General features: G+C 73.6%; 16 protein-coding genes. 15 read left to right on the top strand and 1 reads right to left on the bottom strand.

What is annotated here, in order from left to right:
- Positions 1-110: 110 nt before the first annotated feature.
- The 11 genes from ABZ495_RS23730 to ABZ495_RS23680 all read left to right on the top strand — a co-directional run bounded on the left by ABZ495_RS23730 (position 111) and on the right by ABZ495_RS23680 (position 14,935).
- Entirely contained in the window at positions 111-2,036 is a 1,926-nt protein-coding gene (locus ABZ495_RS23730; protein WP_329487625.1) for a TIGR03960 family B12-binding radical SAM protein, read from the top strand.
- A gap of 222 nt (positions 2,037-2,258) precedes the next feature.
- Entirely contained in the window at positions 2,259-3,059 is an 801-nt protein-coding gene (locus tag ABZ495_RS23725; RefSeq protein ID WP_359837904.1) for a TIGR03936 family radical SAM-associated protein, read from the top strand.
- 396 nt (positions 3,060-3,455) lie between these two features.
- The gene (locus ABZ495_RS23720; RefSeq protein WP_359837902.1) at positions 3,456-7,082 is read left to right on the top strand and encodes an Rne/Rng family ribonuclease; all 3,627 of its coding nucleotides are present in this window, start codon (positions 3,456-3,458) and stop codon (positions 7,080-7,082) included.
- A 223-nt stretch (positions 7,083-7,305) separates the two neighbouring features.
- Entirely contained in the window at positions 7,306-7,623 is a 318-nt protein-coding gene (gene rplU, locus ABZ495_RS23715; protein WP_030397424.1) for a 50S ribosomal protein L21, read from the top strand.
- Between the two features lie 12 nt (positions 7,624-7,635).
- Positions 7,636-7,893 carry a 50S ribosomal protein L27 gene (gene rpmA / locus ABZ495_RS23710; protein WP_329487622.1) on the top strand — a complete coding sequence of 86 codons (258 nt, stop codon included), beginning with the start codon at positions 7,636-7,638 and terminating at the stop codon, positions 7,891-7,893.
- Between the two features lie 99 nt (positions 7,894-7,992).
- Positions 7,993-9,471 carry a GTPase ObgE gene (gene obgE, locus ABZ495_RS23705; RefSeq protein ID WP_359808020.1) on the top strand — a complete coding sequence of 493 codons (1,479 nt, stop codon included), beginning with the start codon at positions 7,993-7,995 and terminating at the stop codon, positions 9,469-9,471.
- 326 nt (positions 9,472-9,797) lie between these two features.
- Positions 9,798-10,934: a glutamate 5-kinase gene (proB, locus tag ABZ495_RS23700; protein WP_329487620.1), complete on the top strand. Its 1,137-nt coding sequence runs from the start codon at positions 9,798-9,800 to the stop codon at positions 10,932-10,934.
- Between the two features lie 118 nt (positions 10,935-11,052).
- Positions 11,053-11,580: a hypothetical protein gene (locus ABZ495_RS23695; RefSeq protein WP_329487619.1), complete on the top strand. Its 528-nt coding sequence runs from the start codon at positions 11,053-11,055 to the stop codon at positions 11,578-11,580.
- A gap of 109 nt (positions 11,581-11,689) precedes the next feature.
- Positions 11,690-13,012 (top strand): glutamate-5-semialdehyde dehydrogenase, encoded by a 1,323-nt coding sequence (locus ABZ495_RS23690; protein ID WP_359808022.1) that lies wholly within the window; start codon positions 11,690-11,692, stop codon positions 13,010-13,012.
- A gap of 100 nt (positions 13,013-13,112) precedes the next feature.
- Entirely contained in the window at positions 13,113-13,706 is a 594-nt protein-coding gene (locus ABZ495_RS23685) for a hypothetical protein (RefSeq protein ID WP_329487617.1), read from the top strand.
- Between the two features lie 134 nt (positions 13,707-13,840).
- Positions 13,841-14,935 (top strand): hypothetical protein, encoded by a 1,095-nt coding sequence (locus ABZ495_RS23680; RefSeq protein ID WP_359837900.1) that lies wholly within the window; start codon positions 13,841-13,843, stop codon positions 14,933-14,935.
- A 136-nt stretch (positions 14,936-15,071) separates the two neighbouring features.
- Here the strand turns inward: ABZ495_RS23680 and ABZ495_RS23675 are convergent, their stop codons facing one another.
- A complete protein-coding gene (locus ABZ495_RS23675; protein ID WP_359837898.1) occupies positions 15,072-16,130 on the bottom strand; it encodes a M48 family metallopeptidase in 1,059 nt (352 codons plus the stop codon).
- Between the two features lie 245 nt (positions 16,131-16,375).
- On the opposite strand from ABZ495_RS23675, the gene ABZ495_RS23670 reads away from it, so the two are divergent.
- From ABZ495_RS23670 to ABZ495_RS23655, 4 genes are all read left to right on the top strand, one after another.
- Positions 16,376-16,522 carry a hypothetical protein gene (locus tag ABZ495_RS23670; RefSeq protein ID WP_329487614.1) on the top strand — a complete coding sequence of 49 codons (147 nt, stop codon included), beginning with the start codon at positions 16,376-16,378 and terminating at the stop codon, positions 16,520-16,522.
- A gap of 159 nt (positions 16,523-16,681) precedes the next feature.
- A complete protein-coding gene (locus ABZ495_RS23665; RefSeq protein ID WP_329487613.1) occupies positions 16,682-16,840 on the top strand; it encodes a hypothetical protein in 159 nt (52 codons plus the stop codon).
- A 136-nt stretch (positions 16,841-16,976) separates the two neighbouring features.
- Positions 16,977-17,609, top strand: a complete 633-nt coding sequence (gene nadD, locus ABZ495_RS23660) for a nicotinate-nucleotide adenylyltransferase (protein ID WP_329487612.1) — start codon at positions 16,977-16,979, stop codon at positions 17,607-17,609.
- Between the two features lie 19 nt (positions 17,610-17,628).
- Positions 17,629-19,491: an LCP family protein gene (locus ABZ495_RS23655; protein WP_359837896.1), complete on the top strand. Its 1,863-nt coding sequence runs from the start codon at positions 17,629-17,631 to the stop codon at positions 19,489-19,491.
- Positions 19,492-19,521 lie beyond the last annotated feature (30 nt).

Below are 19,521 nucleotides of genomic sequence, written 5' to 3'. Positions count from 1 at the left end.
GCGTCCCGGGATTCGGCTACCCTTGAGGGTCACCCCTCCCAGCCGTCGCGCACCACCCCACCGGGTCCGATGCCAGCGACACCATTCAACGTCGTAAGGGTTCCTAGTACATGACTGTCGAATCGGTCTTCCCACGCCTGGAGGCCCTCCTCCCGCACGTCCAGAAGCCGATCCAGTACGTCGGCGGCGAGCTCAACTCGACCGTCAAGGACTGGGACGCCTGCGACGTCCGCTGGGCGCTGATGTACCCCGACGCCTACGAGGTCGGCCTGCCCAACCAGGGCGTCATGATCCTCTACGAGGTGCTCAACGAGCGCGAGGGCGTGCTCGCCGAGCGCACCTACAGCGTCTGGCCGGACCTCGAAGCGCTCATGCGCGAGCACGACGTCCCGCAGTTCACCGTGGACGCGCACCGGCCGGTCAAGGCCTTCGACGTGTTCGGGCTCTCGTTCTCCACCGAGCTCGGCTACACCAACATGCTGACCGCGCTCGACCTGGCCGGCATCCCGCTGGAGGCCCGCGACCGGACGGTGGACGACCCGATCGTGCTGGCCGGCGGCCACGCCGCGTTCAACCCCGAGCCGATCGCCGACTTCATCGACTGCGCGGTGGTGGGCGACGGCGAGCAGGCCGTCCTGGACATCACCGAGCTGGTCCGCGGCTGGAAGGCCGAGGGCCGCCCGGGCGGGCGCGACGAGCTGCTGCTGCGCCTGGCGCGCACCGGCGGCGTGTACGTCCCCCGGTTCTACGACGTGGAGTACCTGGCCGACGGCCGGATCGCCCGAGTGGTGCCGAACGCGCCGGGCGTGCCGTGGCGGGTCTCCAAGCACACCGTGATGGACCTCGACGAGTGGCCCTACCCCAAGCAGCCGCTCGTCCCGCTCGCCGAGACCGTGCACGAGCGGATGTCCGTCGAGATCTTCCGCGGCTGCACCCGCGGCTGCCGCTTCTGCCAGGCCGGCATGATCACGCGCCCCGTGCGGGAGCGAAGCATCACCGGCATCGGCGAGATGGTGGAGCGCGGGCTGAAGGCCACCGGGTTCGAGGAGGTCGGCCTGCTGTCGCTGTCCAGCGCCGACCACACCGAGATCGGTGACATCGCCAAGGGCCTGGCCGACCGCTACACCGAGGACAAGATCGGTCTGTCGCTGCCGTCCACCCGGGTCGACGCCTTCAACATCGACCTCGCCAACGAGCTCAGCCGCAACGGCCGCCGCTCGGGCCTCACCTTCGCCCCCGAGGGCGGCAGTGAGCGCATGCGCAAGGTGATCAACAAGATGGTGTCGGAGGAGGACCTCATCCGCACCGTCTCCACCGCGTACGGCAACGGCTGGCGCCAGGTGAAGCTGTACTTCATGTGCGGCCTGCCCACCGAGACCGACGAGGACGTCCTCCAGATCGGTGAGATGGCGAAGAACGTCATCCAGAAGGGGCGCGAGGTCACCGGCCAGAACGACATCCGCTGCACCGTCTCGATCGGCGGATTCGTGCCCAAGCCGCACACCCCGTTCCAGTGGGCCCCGCAGCTGTCCGCCGAGGACACCGACGCCCGGCTGGCCAAGCTGCGCGACTCGATCCGCGGCGACCGCAAGTACGGCAAGAACATCGGCTACCGCTACCACGACGGCAAGCCCGGCATCGTCGAGGGCCTGCTCTCCCGGGGTGACCGCCGGATCGGCGCCGTCATCCGGGCGGTCTACGAGGACGGCGGCCGTTTCGACGGCTGGCGCGAGCACTTCTCCTACGACCGCTGGATGGCCTCGGCCGAGAAGGGCCTGGCCGGCACCGGCGTCGACGTCGACTGGTACACCACCCGCGAGCGCACCTACGAGGAGGTGCTGCCCTGGGACCACCTGGACAGCGGCCTCGACAAGGACTGGCTCTGGGAGGACTGGCAGGACGCCCTCGAAGAGGTCGAGGTCGACGACTGCCGCTGGACCCCGTGCTTCGACTGCGGTGTCTGTCCCCAGATGGACACGGCCATCCAGATCGGCCCGACGGGCAAGAAGCTCCTGCCGCTGACGGTCGTCAAGTAGGGCGGCGCACGCCATCGCGGGACCCCGGCCGGGCGCTCCGGCCGGGGTTTCGCGCATCCGGGCTGACCAGGGGCGGAGCGAAGGTGGCGCGCGGGCGCGTACCCTTTGGGTGACAGAGTCCGGAGAGTGGCGCGATCGTGTCACGCCGGACGGGGACAACTGACTAAGGACTGAGCGACTCTGGCACGCCGTACGCCCGACGGTCCGCCGCCCGCGCCGACGGTGCAGCGGATCCGTCTCCGCTACACCAAGCGCGGCCGGCTCCGCTTCACCAGCCACCGCGACTTCCAGCGCGCCTTCGAGCGCGCCCTGCGCCGGTCGGCCGTGCCGATGGCCTACTCGGCCGGCTTCACACCGCACCCGAAGGTGTCCTACGCCAACGCGGCCCCCACCGGGGTGGCCAGCGAGGCGGAGTACCTGGAGATCGGCCTGGCGGCCCACCGCGACCCCGAGGAGCTGCGCGCGCAGCTGGACGAGTCGCTGCCGAAGGGCCTCGACATCATCGACGCGGTCGAAGTCCGGACGCCGAACTTCGTCGAGCGTCTGGAAGCCTCCGAATGGCAGGTCCGGCTGGACGGTGTCACCGGGCCGGAGGCGTCCCGCGCGGCCGCCGCCTTCCTCGCCGAGGAGCGGGTCGAGGTCGAACGCCGCACCAAGAACGGCGTGCGCGTCTTCGACGCGCGCGGCGCGGTCGCGGCGCTGGAAATCCTCTCGCCGCAGGTCGACGGCGGTGCGGACACGGAGGGCGAAGGGGCCCGCGATGTTCGGACCGGCCGTGCCTGTGCGATACTGCGCCTGGTAGTACGACACGCCACACCAGCCGTACGACCCGACGACGTATTGTCCGGTCTCCGTGCGACGGCTGACCTGGCGCCGCCGGTCCCCGCAGAGGTGACCAGGCTGGCGCAGGGGCCGCTCGACGAGGAGACCGGCACGGTGACCGACCCGCTGGCGCTCGACCGCGCCGCGGCTCCGGTCGGCCCTGTGGCCGCCGACGAGCCGCGCGCAACCGCGTCCGCCTAGCGGGCGGAGGCCTGGTCCAGTGCCTCACTGGACCCGTTGGTCCTCCAGGCCCCCGCGGCTCCCCAGGGGAGCGAGCGTCGTCGAAGCACAGGCCGGCCTCTTGCGGCCCGCCGACCCGGATGGTCGGTGGGCCCGAGGTCCCCGTCCGGGAGCCACCCGGGGTTGGGGAACGGCGCAGCTTGGGAAAACCTCAGAAGACTGGGCAGACCAGAAGACTTTCGACACCCCGCCGCGTGCGGGGCGCCGAGCGAGACTACGAGCCCCTGTGCGGCCTCGCGTCCGCACGGCGGCACCAGGAAAGGGTCCGGCCCGAGCATCCTCGTGATGCCGGCCGGCCACGGGTGCCCTGCCGTGCCCGGATACGGAGCCCGGGGGCCTGACGGGAGATCCACCCGCATGCTCGATAACACCGATCCGCAGCAGAACGCGGCGACGGAACCGAACGAGAACACCGCCGCCACCGGCGACGGCACGACCGGCGCACCGCCGCGCCGCCGCCGCCGTGCGGTGTCCCGCCCCGCGGGCACCCCGCAGGGCGCGGCCGCCGACGGCGCCGAGACGGTCATCGCGACCGAGGCGCCCGCCGCCGAGGCCCCCGCCGTGGAGGCGCCGGCCACCGAGCCGGCCGCCGAGAAGCCGGTCCGGGCCCGCCGGACCCGCAAGCGGGCCGAGGCGCCCGCCGGGGCGCCGGAGGCCACCCCGATCGTCGTCACGCCGGCCGAGGCCGAGGCGCCCGCCGCCGAGGCCCCCGCCGCGAAGGCGCCGGCCGCCGAGCCGGCCGCCGAGCCCGTGGCCGAGAAGCCCGCCAGGGCCCGCCGGACCCGCAAGCGGGCCGAGGCGCCGGTGAGCGCGCCCGCCGCGGCCGACGCACCCGTCGAGACCCCGGTCGAGGCCGCACCCGCCGAGGCGCCCGTCGCCGAGGCCGCGCCGGTCGAGGAGGTCCCCGCGGCCCCCGCCCGCCGCCCCCGTCGCCGCCGCGTGGCCGAGGCCGCGCCGGTCGTCGAGGAGGCCCCGGTCGAGGAGCCCGCCGCGGAGGAGGAGCCCGCCGAGGAGGCCGAGGCCGTCGCGCCCGCCGCCGAGCCGGAGCCCGCCCCGGCCCCCGCGCCGGTCGCCGAGGCCGAGCCGACCCACCGGGTGCGCCGCCGTGCGGTCCGCCCGTCCACCGCGATCTTCCAGGCCCCCGTCTTCCAGGAGCCGGCCCCCTACACCGCGCCGTCGGCCCCGGCCGCCGCCGCCCCCGCCGCGGCCGCCCCGGCCGAGACCCCGGCTCCGGCCGAGGCCCCCGCCGTGAAGAGCACGGAGGAGGACGAGTACGAGTACAGCGGCGTCGGCCGCCGTCGCCGTACCCGCACCCAGGTGCGGGTGCAGACCCCGAACCGCCGCAGGTCGGCCGCCGCCGCCGCTCCGGTGGCGCCCGCCGCCCCCGTGGTCGAGGCCCCGGTCGCGCCGCCCGCCCCGGTCGCGGCCCCGGCCGCCGTCGAGGCGCCCGCCGCCGGTCCCGAGGCCGAGGACGAGTGGGAGGACGGTCGTCCGTCCCGCCGTCGCCGCCGGGGCGGTCGCCGCCGCCGTCGTGGCGAGGCCGAGGACTTCGAGGCCGAGACGGCCGAGACCGAGCAGCCCGTCCAGGAGCCGGCCGCCGAGGCCGAGGCCGAGGACGAGGACGGCGAGGACGACGACGACCTGTCGGTCGGCCTGGCCTCGTCCCGTCGTCGCCGTCGTCGCCGCCGTCGCAGTGGCGAGGCCGGTGCCGGCGAGGCGGCCGAGACCACCGAGGACGGCGTCCGCACGGTGGTGAAGGTGCGCGAGCCGCGCCGCCGCTCCACCGAGCCGTCGTTCGACCCGGACGAGGTGCAGTCCATCAAGGGCTCCACCCGCCTGGAGGCCAAGAAGCAGCGCCGCCGTGAGGGCCGCGAGCTGGGCCGCCGCCGGGTGCCGATCATCACCGAGGCCGAGTTCCTGGCCCGTCGCGAGTCGGTCGAGCGCGTCATGGTGGTGCGCCAGAACGGCCAGCGCACCCAGATCGGGGTCCTCGAGGACGGCGTGCTGGTCGAGCACTACGTCAACAAGGAGCAGGCCACCTCGTACGTCGGCAACGTCTACCTGGGCAAGGTCCAGAACGTGCTGCCGTCGATGGAGGCCGCCTTCGTCGACATCGGCAAGGGCCGCAACGCGGTGCTGTACGCCGGTGAGGTGAACTTCGGCTCGCTGGGCGGCCACGGTGGCCCGCGCCGGATCGAGTCGGTGCTGAAGTCCGGCCAGTCCGTCCTGGTGCAGGTCTCCAAGGACCCGATCGGCCACAAGGGCGCCCGCCTGACCAGCCAGATCTCGCTGCCCGGCCGCTACCTGGTCTACGTGCCCGAGGGCTCGATGACCGGCATCTCGCGCAAGCTGCCCGAGAACGAGCGGGCCCGTCTGAAGCAGATCCTCAAGAAGATCGTCCCGGACGACGCGGGCGTCATCGTGCGCACCGCCGCCGAGGGCGCCTCCGAGGACGAGCTGACCCGTGACGTCCAGCGCCTCCAGCAGCAGTGGGAGGAGATCCAGAAGAAGGCCGCGACCGGCAACGCCCCCGCGCTGCTCTACGGCGAGCCGGACATGACCGTCCGGGTCGTCCGCGACATCTTCAACGAGGACTTCACCAAGGTCATCGTCTCCGGCACCGAGGCGTGGAACACCATCCACGACTACGTCTCCAACGTGGCCCCCGACCTGGCCGAGCGCCTGCAGCGGTGGACCTCCGAGGTCGACGTGTTCGCGACCTACCGGATCGACGAGCAGCTGATGAAGGCGCTGGACCGCAAGGTCTGGCTGCCCAGCGGCGGTTCGCTGGTGATCGACCGCACCGAGGCGATGGTCGTCATCGACGTCAACACCGGCAAGTTCGTCGGTCAGGGCGGCAACCTCGAAGAGACCGTCACCCGCAACAACATCGAGGCGGCCGAGGAGATCGTGCGCCAGCTGCGGCTGCGCGACCTCGGCGGCATCATCGTGATCGACTTCATCGACATGGTGCTGGAGTCCAACCGGGACCTGGTGCTGCGCCGTCTGCTGGAGTGCCTGGGCCGGGACCGGACCAAGCACCAGGTGGCCGAGGTCACCTCGCTGGGCCTGGTCCAGATGACCCGCAAGCGGGTCGGCCAGGGCCTGCTGGAGTCCTTCTCCGAGCCGTGCGTCCACTGCAACGGGCGCGGCGTGATCGTCCACATGGAGCAGCCGAGCAGCCACGTCCACACCGGTGGCGGCCACGCCGTCGCGGCGGGCGAGCCGGCCCCGGGTGGCGGCAAGCGCCGGCGCCGGGGCAAGGGCGGCGGCGCCCAGGACGAGGCGCAGACCGTGATCGAGGCCGACATCGAGGCTCCGGAGCACGAGGAGGTCGAGGGGCAGCTCGCGATCGACGTGCCGGTGGCCGAGGTCGAGGCCGAGGCCGTCGTCGAGCCGGTGGCCCAGCCGGTGACCGAGCCGGTGACCGAGCCGGTGACCGAGCCGGTGGTCGTCGAGGAGACGGCCCAGCCGAGTCTGGTCGAGATCCCCGCCGCCACGGCGGCGCCGGCCGGCCGCACCCGCCGCCGGGCGGTGCGCAAGGCGACGGCTCCGGCCGGGGCGCCCGCCGAGGCCGAGATCGTGGTGCTGCAGGCCCGTGCCGACGCGGCGCTGCAGGCGGCCTTCGCGGCCGTCGAGACGCCCGCCGAGGCCCCGGCCGAGCCGGTGGCGGAGGCCGTCGAGGCACCCGTCGAGGCGCCGGCCGCGGCCGAGCCGGTCGCGACGGAGCCCGAGGCGGCCGCGGAGACCGGTACGCCGGAGCCCGCCGCCGAGGCCGCCCCGGCCGAGGAGCCCGCCGAGGAGGCGCCGGCCCCGAAGAAGCGGGCCGCCCGCAAGACCACCGCGAAGAAGACGGCCGCCAAGAAGACCACCACCACGGCGGCCGCCGCGAAGAAGACCACCGCCCGCAAGACCGCCACCAAGCGGACGAGCGCGGCGGCCAAGAAGGCCGCGGCCGCCGAGGGTGATTCGGCAGCCGAGTAGTGCGTCGGTCCGGGGCGGGCTCGCGCCCGCCCCGGACCGGGACGGCCCGGTTTGCCCCCGAGGGGGCCGGTCCGTATTCTTGACCCTCGGCGTGTCTACGCCGTCGCTCCCGAACACATCACCTTCCGGGCCCCTCGTCAGAGGAGTCGGGGAGAGGCCCCTGTGTCCGTACCCAGGTGGCTGGCATCTGGAGCTCCGACCGAGTTAGGAAAGTGGGTACCGCATGTACGCGATCGTTCGCGCAGGCGGCCGCCAGCACAAGGTCGCCGTCGGCGACGTGCTGGAGATCGACCGTATCGAGGCCAAGCCGGGTGACTCGGTGGAGCTCTCCACCATCCTGGTCGTCGATGGTGAAGCTGTCACCTCCGACCCGTGGGTGCTGGCCGGCGTGAAGGCTCACGCCGAGGTGGTCGACCAGACCAAGGGCGACAAGATCGTCATCCTGCGCTACAAGAACAAGACCGGTTACCGTCGCCGCCAGGGTCACCGCCAGCAGCACACTGCTGTGCGGATCACGAGCATCGACTCCGTCAGCAAGTAAGGGGATAGCGAGATGGCACACAAGAAGGGCGCAAGCTCTACCCGGAACGGCCGTGACTCGAACGCCCAGCGCCTCGGCGTGAAGCGCTTCGGCGGCCAGGTCGTCTCCGCCGGCGAGATCATCGTCCGCCAGCGTGGCACCCACTTCCACCCGGGCGCCAACGTCGGCCGTGGTGGCGACGACACCCTGTTCGCGCTGTCCGCCGGTGCGGTGCAGTTCGGCACCCGTCGCGGCCGCAAGGTCGTCAACATCGTGGCCGTCGAGGCCTGAGTCCGACAAGACTCACAATGAAGGGTGGGCCGGAATGATCCGGTCCACCCTTCATGCTTGAGAAGCAGGCAACACTTTCTTCGCACTGGAGGCACAACCATGACCACCTTCGTGGACCGCGTCGAGCTGTACGTCGCCGCGGGTAACGGGGGCCACGGCTGCGCCTCCGTTCACCGGGAGAAGTTCAAGCCGCTGGGAGGCCCCGACGGCGGCAACGGCGGTCAGGGCGGCAGCGTCATCCTCACCGTGGACGCGCAGATCACCACCCTGCTGGAGTACCACCACTCGCCCAAGCGCAAGGCGACCAACGGCAAGCCCGGCGCGGGCGGCAACCGGACCGGCGCCGAGGGCCACGACCTCGTCCTGCCGGTGCCGGACGGCACCGTCGTGATGGACCGGCAGGGCAACGTCCTCGCCGACCTGGTCGGCCACGGCACCAGCTTCGTCGTCGCCGCCGGCGGCCGGGGCGGCCTGGGCAACGCGGCGCTGGCCTCGTCCCGCCGCAAGGCGCCCGGCTTCGCGCTGCTCGGCGAGCCGGGTGAGGCCCGTGACATCGTCATGGAGCTCAAGTCCGTCGCCGACGTGGCCCTGGTGGGCTACCCGAGCGCCGGCAAGTCCTCGCTGATCTCGGTGATCTCCGCCGCCAAGCCGAAGATCGCGGACTACCCGTTCACCACCCTGGTCCCCAACCTCGGCGTGGTGACCGCCGGCGACTTCGTCTACACCGTCGCCGACGTCCCCGGCCTGATCCCGGGCGCCAGCCAGGGCCGCGGCCTCGGCCTGGAGTTCCTGCGGCACGTCGAGCGCTGCTCGGCGCTGGTCCACGTGCTCGACTGCGCGACCCTGGAGCCCGGCCGCGACCCGCTGACCGACCTGGAGACCATCGAGGCCGAGCTGGCGCAGTACGGCGGCCTGGAGGACCGGCCGCGACTGGTCGCGCTCAACAAGGTCGACGTCCCGGACGGCCAGGACATCGCCGACCTCACCCGGGCCTCGCTGGAGGAGCGCGGCTACCGCGTGTTCGAGGTGTCCGCCGCCTCCCGCAAGGGCCTGCGCGAGCTGAACTTCGCGATGGCGCAGATCGTCGCCGAGGCCCGCGCCGCCAAGCCGCTGGAGGAGTCCACCCGGATCGTGCTGCGGCCCACCGCCGTGGACGACGCGGGCTTCACCATCACCGAGGAGGACGGCGCCTTCCGCATCCGCGGTGTCAAGCCGGAGCGCTGGGTCCGCCAGACGGACTTCTCCAACGACGAGGCCGTCGGCTACCTCGCCGACCGGCTGGCCCGCCTCGGCGTGGAGGACAAGCTCTGGAAGGTCGGCGCCCACGAGGGCGACACCGTCATCATCGGCGCGGAGGACAACGCGGTCGTCTTCGACTGGGAGCCGACCATGGCCGCCGGCGCCGAGATGCTCGGCCGCCGCGGTGAGGACCACCGCCTGGAGAGCCCGCGTCCGGCGGTCGACCGCCGCCGCGACAAGCTGAAGAACCGCGACGCGGCCGAGTCCGAGTTCCTCGCCTTCGAGGCGCTCTCCAGTGGCCGCCAGGCCGCCGTCGAGGGCGACGACGACGAGGAGTAGGACCGGCCGGTCCGACCCGTGCAGTGCCGCGGCCCCGCCTCCCTCCCGGAGGCGGGGCCGCGGTGCGTTGATGAACGTCACTTCGCTTGGCGGGAGCCGGACTTGGCGGGACCGCCCCCGGCCCGGGGGCGGGACGGGGCCCGCCGGGCGGGTGCGGTCCGCCCGGCGTCCCGCGACCGGTCCGGGCCGGCCGGTGACCGGGGAGGGGCGCGGTCCAGCCGGTGAAATGCCCTGCGGACGGGCTGCGCCGATCGCGTAGATTGCGGGGGTGACGGCCGGGCCCGGGCCCGCCGTACCCGCACCACACCGGAAGGGCGTACAGCGAGATGAGCGAGGACTCACTGCGGCAGGAGGTCCTGACCGCACGACGGATCGTCGTCAAGGTCGGTTCCTCCTCTCTCACCACGGCGGCCGGCGGCCTGGACGCCGACCGGGTCGACGCCCTGGTGGACGCGCTCGCCAAGGTGCGCAGCGGCCCGGACGCCCCCGAGGTGGTCCTGGTCTCCTCCGGTGCCATCGCGGCCGGCCTGGCCCCGCTGGGACTGGACCGCCGGCCCAAGGACCTCGCCCGCCAGCAGGCCGCCGCGAGCGTCGGCCAGGGCCTGCTGGTCGCCCGCTACACCGCCTCCTTCGCCCGCTACGGCATCCGGGTCGGCCAGGTGCTGCTGACCGCCGAGGACGCCAGCCGGCGCGCCCACTACCGCAACGCCTACCGGACGCTGGACCAGTTGCTGGCGATGGGCGCGATGCCGATCGTCAACGAGAACGACACCGTCGCCACCGCCGAAATCAAGTTCGGTGACAACGACCGGCTGGCCGCGCTGGTCGCCCACCTGGTCCGGGCCGACCTGCTGGTGCTGCTCTCCGACGTGGACGGGCTCTACGACGGCGACCCGAGCCGCCCCGGCACCAGCCGGATCGCCCAGGTGGCCGGGCCGCACGACCTGGACGGCGTCTCGATCGGCAGCGCGGGCAAGGCCGGGGTCGGTACCGGCGGCATGGTCACCAAGGTGGAGGCGGCCCGGATCGCCACCGGCGCGGGCATCCCCGTGGTGCTCACCGCCGCCAGCCGGGCCGCCGACGCGCTGGCCGGCCGGCCCACCGGCACGCTCTTCCTGCGCACCGGCAGCCGCTCCTCCGACCGGCTGCTCTGGCTGGCGCACGCGAGCAGCCCGCGCGGCGCCCTCCACCTGGACGAGGGGGCCGTCGCGGCGGTCGTCTCGGGGGGCGCCTCGCTGCTGCCCGCCGGGGTCACCAAGGTCGACGGGGAGTTCGCCGCGGGTGATCCGGTGGACCTTCTTGGCGAAAACGGCCACATCGTGGCGCGCGGACTGGTCAACTTTGATGCGAGGGAGCTGCCCCGGCTGCTCGGCCGGTCCACCCGAGACCTGGCCCAGGAGTTCGGTGCCGCGTACGAGCGCGAGGTCGTCCACCGCGACGACCTGGTCGTCCTGCGGGGCTGACCGGTCCGCGGGCGCGGCGGCGGTGCGGGCCTTGCCGCGGGCGAGGGGGCGCAGCCGTACGCGCCGGACCGGGGCCGGCGGGTACGACGACACGAGATCGCCGAACAGGAGGCCGCCGGTGGAACGCAGGCGCGAGGCAGCGCTGACCGGAGGAACGGCGGGCCGGCGGCTGACCAGCATCGACGGCGGGCGCGGGGCGGACACCCCGGCCGGGCCGGCCGGTCCGCCGCCGCAGGAGCCCGGCGCGCTACGCGGGGTCCGGCCGGACCGCCGGGACGAGGGGGAGCCGCCCACGGTGCCCGAACAGGCCCGGCTCTGGCACGTGGTGCTGAGCGTGGCGGGGCAGACCACCCCGCTGTCCGCGTTGCGGGCGGGCCTGGAGCGGCTGGCGCACGACCACTCGTTCTTCCTGACCGCCCGCTACGCGGCCGACCACGCGGAGATCCGCTACTGGGAGCAGGCCCGGGACCTGCACGACGCGGCGGCGATCGCGCTGCGGCTCTGGGGCGAGCACAAGGTGACCGCGAACCTGCCGCCGTGGGAGATCGTCGGGCTGGAGGTGGTCGACCGGGCGACGTACCACAAGCGCGTCGCCGAGGGCTTCGGCGGCCCGCCGCCCCATCCGGGCGGGGTGCACCCGTACTGACGCACGTGCCGTGCCCGGGGCACGGCACGTGCGGGCCTTGCCGGGCACCCATGTCTCACCGGGCGAAATGCCCGGTGGGCGGGGGCGGCGCACTCGCTACCCTTGGCGCATGACCAGCGACCTCGCCACCGCCGACAGCCCCGTCCTCGCCGTAGCGCGCCGAGCCCGGGAGGCCGCCGCCGTGCTCGCCCCGCTCCCGCGCCGGGCGAAGGACGCCGCGCTGTCGGCGATCGCGGACGCCCTGGTGGCCCGGAGCGCCGAGATCACCGCCGCCAACGCCGAGGACGTCGCCCGGGCCCGTGAGGCGGGTACCGCCGAGTCGGTGATCGACCGCCTGACCCTCACCGACGAGCGGATCGCCGCGATCGCCTCGGACGTCCGCGACGTGGCCGGCCTGCCCGACCCGGTCGGCGAGGTGGTGCGCGGCTACACCCTGCCCAACGGCCTGGACGTGCGGCAGGTCCGCGTCCCGCTCGGCGTGGTCGGCATCATCTACGAGGCCCGTCCGAACGTCACCGTGGACGCCGCCGCACTCTGCCTGAAGTCCGGCAACGCGGTACTGCTGCGCGGTTCGGCCTCGGCCTACCGCTCCAACACCGCGCTGATCGCGGTGCTGCGCGACGCCGTCGTCTCGGCGGGCCTGCCCGCCGACGTGATCCAGCTCGTCCCGGGCGAGAGCCGGGACTCCGTCCAGGAGCTGATGCGCGCCCGGGGCCTGGTGGACGTGCTGATCCCGCGCGGCGGGGCCTCGCTGATCCGTACCGTGGTCGAGGGCTCGACCGTGCCGGTGATCGAGACGGGGACGGGCAACTGCCACGTCTACGTGGACGCCGAGACGGACCTGGCGATGGCCGTCGGCATCCTGCTGAACTCGAAGGCGCAGCGGGTCAGCGTCTGCAACTCGGCCGAGACCCTGCTCGTCCACCAGGACGTCGCGGGGGCCTTCCTGCCGCTCGCGCTGGCGGCCCTGGCCCAGGCCGGGGTGACGGTGCACGGCGACGACGCGGTCCTCAAGGCCGCGGAGGGCTCGGCGGCGACCGTGGTGCCGGCCACCGAGGCGGACTGGGAGACCGAGTACCTCTCCCACGACCTGGCGGCGGCCGTGGTGCCCTCGCTGGAGGCCGCCGTCGCGCACATCCGCCGCTGGTCCTCCGGCCACACCGAGGCGATCGTGACCACCTCGCAGGCCGCGGCCCGCCGTTTCACCCAGTTGGTCGACGCGACGACGGTGGCCGTCAACGCCTCGACGCGGTTCACCGACGGCGGTGAGTTCGGCTTCGGCGCCGAGATCGGCATCTCGACCCAGAAGCTGCACGCCCGCGGCCCGATGGGCCTGCCGGAGCTGACCAGCACCAAGTACATCGTCACTGGTGACGGGCATGTCCGGGGCGAGGCGACGCAGACCGTGGGCGGGGCGGCCGACGCCGGCTGAGCCGGCCGGGAGCCCCCGGCGGGCGGTCCGCGTCACACGGGTGACGGACCAAGTGCGAGGAGCCACAGACAAAACGCCCGACCGGTAATACGCTGAATCCGTGGCTGACGATGTGGGGGGCTTGCCGTACCCCGACGGCGCCGACCACGGTGGTGCGGACGACGAGTTCGCCACCGTGGTCTTCGATGAGGCCTTCGTCCGGTCCGCCGCCGTGCACGAGCCGACAGCCAAGGAGCGGCAGCTCGCCGCCGCCGAGGCCCGGTTCGAGCCGGACGCGGTGGTACCGGGCTGGGGCTATGACGTTCCCGTGGGGGACGGGGTGCCGCTGGAGCTGCGCCCCTACCCGAGCGGACTGGACGACGACCGCCTCTACCCCGATCCGTGGTCGGGCCCCGGCCGGGTGGTCGGGCGCCGGGCCGGGCGCTGGGGGCGGGACAGTGTCTACGACCCGGTCCGGTCGCGGCGCGGGCGCTATGTCGCCCAGCAGCGCTGGCACCGGCCGGTGGCCTGGGTGCTCGCCGTGATCATGGGCGTGAGCCTGGTCGCGGTGGCGGTCGCGGCGGTCTACCAGGGTGTGGGCGGCTCCGGTGGCGGTACGCCCCGGCGGCCCGACTCGGGGAGCAGCAGCGCGGGTGTCGATCCGGCGCCGACGCCGGCCGAACCGTCGCTCGTGGTCACCGCGCCGGCGGGCTGAGGCACTGGCTCGCGGACGCTGCGCCGGAGTGCGCCGGGGTGCGTTCGCGCGCCGGGCCTCCGGTCACGGAGCGCTCCCGGGAATCTGGGTGAACACCCTCGTGGCGGGGCGCGGATGCGGCTTACCCTGGTGTCATGGGTGACCCGCGAGAGCCTCCGGAGGGTGCGCCCGACGGTGGTTCCGGAAGCGATGACGAGTACCGGTCCGTCGTCTTCGACGAATCCTTCGTCCGTGCTGCCCGGATCCAGGAGCTCTCCGCCCGGGAGCGGCTGGCGGGCTCGTTCGGCCGGGCCACCCGCCCGCGGGTGCGGCTCGGTCCGCTGGGCACCGTGCCGCGGCAGGCGCTCGCGCTGCTGCTGTTGATCCTGCTGGCCTTCGCGGCCGCCGTGTACTTCGGCATCAGTACGCCGAACCGGCAGACCTCCCGCCCCGAGGGCAGCCAACTGACCGTCAGCCTGGTGGCGTTGAGCCCGGTGTCGGCCGTGCGGCCGGTCGCCGACCCGGCCGCCCCGTTCGCCGCGCTGCCGCCCGGCTACGGGGACGGTGCCATCGGTCTGGGGACGCCCGCCGGGGCGGCCACCGCGCACTTCAGCAAGATCGAGGTCACCAAGGCGCTCGACACCGTCCAGCGCTATCTGGTGGCGTCCTCGCTGGCGCCGACGGCCCTGGTCCAGGGGTCGACCGCCGATGTGCGGGCCTTCGTGACGCCCGGCGAGCAGGCCCAGTTCGACGCCAGTGCGGCGCACCCCGTCGACGACCGCCACCACGCGCTGACCGGGTGGGTGGTCCGGTTCGACCCGGCGCAGGTCGCGCTGGCCGCCGACAGCGTGAAGGTGGCCGGAGCGATGCGGATCGACGAGGCGGACAGCACCACCCTGCAGATCACCACCGACCACACCTTCGTCTACGCGCTCAAGCCCGCCGGGGCCCCGAGCGGCGCACCGGTGACGCTGGAGACCGTCCGGCGGCAGCTGACCTTCCAGTTCGACCGGATCGACCTGGCCTCCGCCCAGCTGCGGCTGGTGGACTCGGTGCTCCAGGCCGGGCCGGCGCCCTGCGCCGGCTCGCTGGCCGGGTACGTCCGGCCGCTGCTGGCGGGGGCGGACGGCGCCGTGACCGGTGCGCAGCCGACGGAGGGTGCGCAGCCGCCGGAGGGCGTGCAGCCGATCGATCCGGGCAACCACGCCCGTCCGGCCTGGCAGGTCTGCGGGGTCCTGGCGGGCAGCTGACGTCCGGCGGCGGGCCCCGTCGCGGCCGGCCGCTCGGGCACACCGGGGCCGCCGCGGGGGCAACAGCGGGTGCCGGGGCCGGGGACGCCGACGGCCCCCGGCGGGAAGCCGGGAGCCGTCGGGAGCCGTCGCGGGATCAGTCCTCGTCGCGCGGCGTCGAGGAGCCGTTGGCGCGGGTGGCGCCGGTGAAGGTGTCGCGGAGCTTGCCGCCGACGGTGGCGGCGCCGCCGGCGACGTCGCGGATCAGGCCCATCAGCGGGTCCTTGCTCTCCTTCACCGAGGTCGTGTAGTGGTCGGCCGCGGCCTTCCACTGCTCGCCGACCGAGGTGTCGCCGTCGTCGGAGCGGCGCGGGTAGGCGCCGGCCAGGATCGAGCGGTACTCCTCGCTCTCCGCCCACTTCTTCAGCTTGGCGACCCGCACCACCGCGAACGGGTGGCTCTGCGGCAGCACCTGCAGCAGCTTGAGCACGCCGTCGCGCAGGTCCCCGGCCCTGTCGTACTCCTCGGCCTGCTCCAGGAAGGCGTCGACGTTCATCTCGGCCAGGTTGTGGCCGCCGGCCAGCTTCATCAGGGCCCGCATGGAGGCCTGGAGGTCCTGTCCGGCGAGCAGGCCGGCCCGGTCGCTGGAGAGCTCGGCCTTGCGGAACCACTCCTTGAGGGCCGTCACGATCGCCATGATCGCGAGGTTGCCGAGCGGCACCCAGGCGATCCGGGCGGCGATGTTGGTGAGGATCAGCAGCATCGTCCGGTAGACCGCGTGGCCGGACATCGCGTGGCCGACCTCGTGGCCGATGACGGAGCGCAGCTCCTCCTCGTCCAGGAGCTCGACCAGGCCGCTGGTCACCACGATGATCGGGGTGTCGATGCCGATGCAGTAGGCGTTGACCGTCGGGTCCTGGGAGACGTAGAGGTCCGGGACCTTCTCCAGGTCCAGCACGTACGCGGCGTCGCGCACCATCCCGTGCAGCTCGGGGAACTGCCGCTCGGACGTCTTCACCGCGGTGGCCAGGAACATCAGCCGGATCGAGCGCTCGGAGACCAGCCCGGCGAGCTTCTTCAGGATGTCGTCGAAGCCGGTCAGCTTGCGCAGCGCGACGAGCGCGGAGCGGTCCGCCGGGTGCTCCCAGGCGCGGGTGGAGATCTCCGGGAAGCGCTGGCGGCGCCGGCTCGGGGTCTTCGAGGTCGTATCGGTCATGGTGTGAGTACCCTCCTGGTCGACGGCGGCCCCGGCAGCTGGCCGGCCCCCGCTGGTCTTCGCCTGCAACGACTGTCTGTGCAACGTCCGTGGTTGCGTACTCGTCCCCGGGCTCACCCTACGCGGCGCGAACGGCGCCGCAGGGGGCGGTGGCCGTCGCGGGTGTGAGGCCGGTTTACCCTGAATGCCCTGGAGAGCCGAGACCAGACCTGGCCGCGGTACCGAGCAGTCCGAGGAGCCCGCAGATGTCCACCTCCGCCCTTGTCAGCCTGGCCGGCCCGATCTCCACGGAGAACGGCCCGGGGCTCTTCCTGCGGATCATCGTGGTGGCCTCCTTCGTCGGCGTCGGCCTGCTGGCGTGGGTCCTGCTGCGGGCCGGCCGCAACAACTGAGCACCCTCCCGCCGGGCTCCGCCGGGCGCCCGGCTCACGCCGGATCAGACGCGGTGGGCCGCCGAGCGGTTGCCGTGTCGGCACCCGTACGATGACAGGCGGGCCCTCACCGGCCCGCACACCCTGGTCCGTCATCCGAGCCGAGAAGGTCCGCCGACCATGAGCACTGCCGCCGCACTCCCCGTCCTGAACCTGCTCGCCTCCGAGGGCGAGGGGGGCAATCACGACAGCCTCAACCCGTACCTGACGGGTGGCGCCGCGCTGTTCATCCTGCTGCTGCTGCTCTACGTCACCACGCGCTTCAACCGGGACCGCTGAGCGGGGCACCGAGCCCCCGCCGGGGCGGCTCGGGGAGCGTCCGGCGGGAGCGCCGGCCGCTCCCTCACGCGTCCTCCCGGCGGCCGCCACCCGGTCGTTCCCGCCCCGTCACGGGCGTCGCGTAAGGTGTGGCGCCATGGGAGAGCAGGCCGGGAATCCCGGCGGACCGGAACCGGTGAAGAAGCGGCTCGGTGTGATGGGCGGCACCTTCGACCCGATCCACCACGGGCACCTGGTCGCCGCCAGCGAGGTGGCGAGCGCGTTCCACCTCGATGAGGTGATCTTCGTGCCGACCGGACAGCCGTGGCAGAAGACCGACCGCCTGGTGACGCCGGCCGAGGACCGCTACCTGATGACGGTCATCGCCACGGCGGAGAACCCGCAGTTCTCGGTCAGCCGGATCGACATCGACCGCGAGGGCCCGACCTACACCGTCGACACCCTGCGCGACCTGCGCGCGCTCCACCCGGACGCCGACCTCTTCTTCATCACCGGCGCCGACGCGCTCGCGCAGATCCTCTCCTGGCGGGACTCCGAGGAGCTCTTCTCGCTCGCCCACTTCATCGGCTGCACCCGGCCGGGGCACACTCTGTCGGACGCCGGACTTCCGGTGGGCGGGGTCTCCCTGGTGGAGGTCCCGGCGCTGGCCATCTCCTCCACGGACTGCCGCAACCGGGTCGCCAAGGGCGAACCGGTCTGGTACCTCGTCCCGGACGGCGTGGTCCGCTACATCGACAAGCGGGCGCTCTACGCGCCGCACCGGACCTGATCCCCGGAGGGGCCGACGGATGACCGATCGCAGGGGACAGCAGGACGACTGGTCCACCGGGCAGTACCAGCAGCAGTACCCGCCCCAGCAACAGGGCGGCTACGAGCAGCAGTACGACCAGTACGGGCAGCCGGTCCCGCCGGCGCAGCCCTACGGGCAGGACCAGTACACCGCCTACCAGGGGCAGGGCCAGGACCAGTACCAGCAGGCGTACCAGCCGTACGAGCAGCAGCAGCCGCAGCAGGGCGGCGGGTACGACCAGCAGCAGTACGACCAGTACGACCAGTACGACCCGTACGGGCAGCCGCAGCAGGGCGGCGTCCAGGCGTACCAGCAGCCCGGGGCCTACCAGGGGCAGTACCAGCAGGGGTACCAGCCGTACGAGCAGCAGCAGCAGCCGCGGCAGGGCGGCGGGTACGACCAGCAGGGCGGCTACGACCAGCAGTACGCGACCGCGCCGCAGCCGGTCGTCACCGAGCCGGTGGCCGAGCGGGCCGCCCCGGCGCCGCCGCGACCCCGGACGCCCCGGCCGGCCCCCGCCGAGGCGGCGCCGGCCCGGCCCGCGGCGCCGTCCGAGCAGGTCGGCGGAAGCCGCGCGGCCAAGGCCGCCGGCGGCGTCGGCAAGACGCCCACGGGCGACTACCCCACCGGTGAGTTCACCTTCGTCGACGAGGAGGCGGAGGAGACCGAGGACGTCATCGACTGGCTGAAGTTCGCCGAGTCGCGCAGCGAGGTGCGCGCCGAGCGCCGCCGCAAGCTCCGCAACCGGCTGGTCGGCGTCGGCGTGGTGCTGGCCCTCGCCGCGGCCGGCACCGGCGGCTACCTCTGGTTCACCGGCGACAAGCAGAGCGCGGCGACCGCCGCGGGCCCGCGCCAGGTCAACGTGGTGCACCTGCGGGACCTCCAGGGCAAGGTCTCCAGCGCGCTGCTGGTCAACGACGCCTCGGGGCACAAGGGCACCGTGCTGCTGCTCCCGGACACGCTGCGCCTGCCCGGCCCGGGCGACCCGCCGGTCACCACGGTCGGCCAGGCGATGGACAGCGTCGGTCCGTCCGCCACCCGGGACGCCCTGGCCACCGTGCTGGGCGCCCCGGTGGCCGGCACCTGGCGGCTCGACACGCCGTACCTGGAACTGCTGGTCGCCCAGCTCGGCGGGGTCCGGGTGGACACCAACGCCGAGACCCACGAGGGCGGCAAGCCGGACGGCAAGCTGCTCGCCGCCGCGGGCAAGAACACCCTGCTGAGCGGGAAGGCCGCGGTCGCCTACGCCACCCTGCAGGGGGCCGGCGAGGGCCGTGACGCCCAACTGGCCCGGTTCGGGCAGGTGATGGACGCGGTGGTGCGGACCATGCCGACCGAGTTCAAGGACGCCAAGGACGACGTGCACCGGATGAACGCGGTGCTCGACCCGTCGCTGCCCGAGGACGCCCTGGCCGGCGTGCTGGTCCAGCTCGCCCAGCAGGCGAAGGACGGCCACCTCGGGACCACGGTGCTGACCGTGAAGCCGGACGGCTCGCTGGACGAGGCCGCCGCCGGCCAGCAGGTCAAGGACGTGCTGGGCGGCACGGTGAAGTCCGCCACCTCGGCCGACACCCCGGCCCGGGTCTCGATCCAGGACGCCACCGGCAACGACCAGGCGGCCGCCGCCGCGCAGGTCCAGGTGGTGAACGCGGGCCTCACCTTCATCCCCGGCGGGACGAAGACCGCGGCCCAGGCCGCCAGTGAGATCCGCTACACCGACGACGCCCGGCAGGCCGCGGCGAAGTCCCTGGCGCTGAGCCTCAACCTGCCGGAGACGGCGGCGAAGAAGGTCACCGACGCGCAGAACGCCGACCTGGTGGTCGTCCTCGGCAAGGACTACCAGCCGCCGAAGACCCCGTAGGGCGGCGGCGGCCCCGCGTCCTCCACGCAG

The sequence above is a fragment of the Kitasatospora sp. NPDC005748 genome (assembly GCF_040630735.1).
Classification (GTDB): Bacteria; Actinomycetota; Actinomycetes; order Streptomycetales; family Streptomycetaceae; genus Kitasatospora.
The sequence above is the reverse complement of the archived record's forward strand: the minus strand, read 5'-3'. Positions and strand labels throughout refer to the sequence as shown.

Excerpts from the sequence above, each read along its gene's own strand:
- ABZ495_RS23665 (WP_329487613.1), top strand. The coding sequence starts at position 16,682 with ATGAGCACTGCCGCCGCACTCCCCGTCCTGAACCTGCTCGCCTCCGAG.
- rplU (WP_030397424.1), top strand. The coding sequence starts at position 7,306 with ATGTACGCGATCGTTCGCGCAGGCGGCCGCCAGCACAAGGTCGCCGTC.
- ABZ495_RS23690 (WP_359808022.1), top strand. The coding sequence starts at position 11,690 with ATGACCAGCGACCTCGCCACCGCCGACAGCCCCGTCCTCGCCGTAGCG.
- proB (WP_329487620.1), top strand. The coding sequence starts at position 9,798 with ATGAGCGAGGACTCACTGCGGCAGGAGGTCCTGACCGCACGACGGATC.
- ABZ495_RS23655 (WP_359837896.1), top strand. The coding sequence starts at position 17,629 with ATGACCGATCGCAGGGGACAGCAGGACGACTGGTCCACCGGGCAGTAC.
- nadD (WP_329487612.1), top strand. The coding sequence starts at position 16,977 with ATGGGAGAGCAGGCCGGGAATCCCGGCGGACCGGAACCGGTGAAGAAG.
- ABZ495_RS23675 (WP_359837898.1), bottom strand. The coding sequence starts at position 16,130 with ATGACCGATACGACCTCGAAGACCCCGAGCCGGCGCCGCCAGCGCTTC.
- ABZ495_RS23680 (WP_359837900.1), top strand. The coding sequence starts at position 13,841 with ATGGGTGACCCGCGAGAGCCTCCGGAGGGTGCGCCCGACGGTGGTTCC.
- ABZ495_RS23730 (WP_329487625.1), top strand. The coding sequence starts at position 111 with ATGACTGTCGAATCGGTCTTCCCACGCCTGGAGGCCCTCCTCCCGCAC.
- rpmA (WP_329487622.1), top strand. The coding sequence starts at position 7,636 with ATGGCACACAAGAAGGGCGCAAGCTCTACCCGGAACGGCCGTGACTCG.
- ABZ495_RS23720 (WP_359837902.1), top strand. The coding sequence starts at position 3,456 with ATGCTCGATAACACCGATCCGCAGCAGAACGCGGCGACGGAACCGAAC.
- obgE (WP_359808020.1), top strand. The coding sequence starts at position 7,993 with ATGACCACCTTCGTGGACCGCGTCGAGCTGTACGTCGCCGCGGGTAAC.
- ABZ495_RS23670 (WP_329487614.1), top strand. The coding sequence starts at position 16,376 with ATGTCCACCTCCGCCCTTGTCAGCCTGGCCGGCCCGATCTCCACGGAG.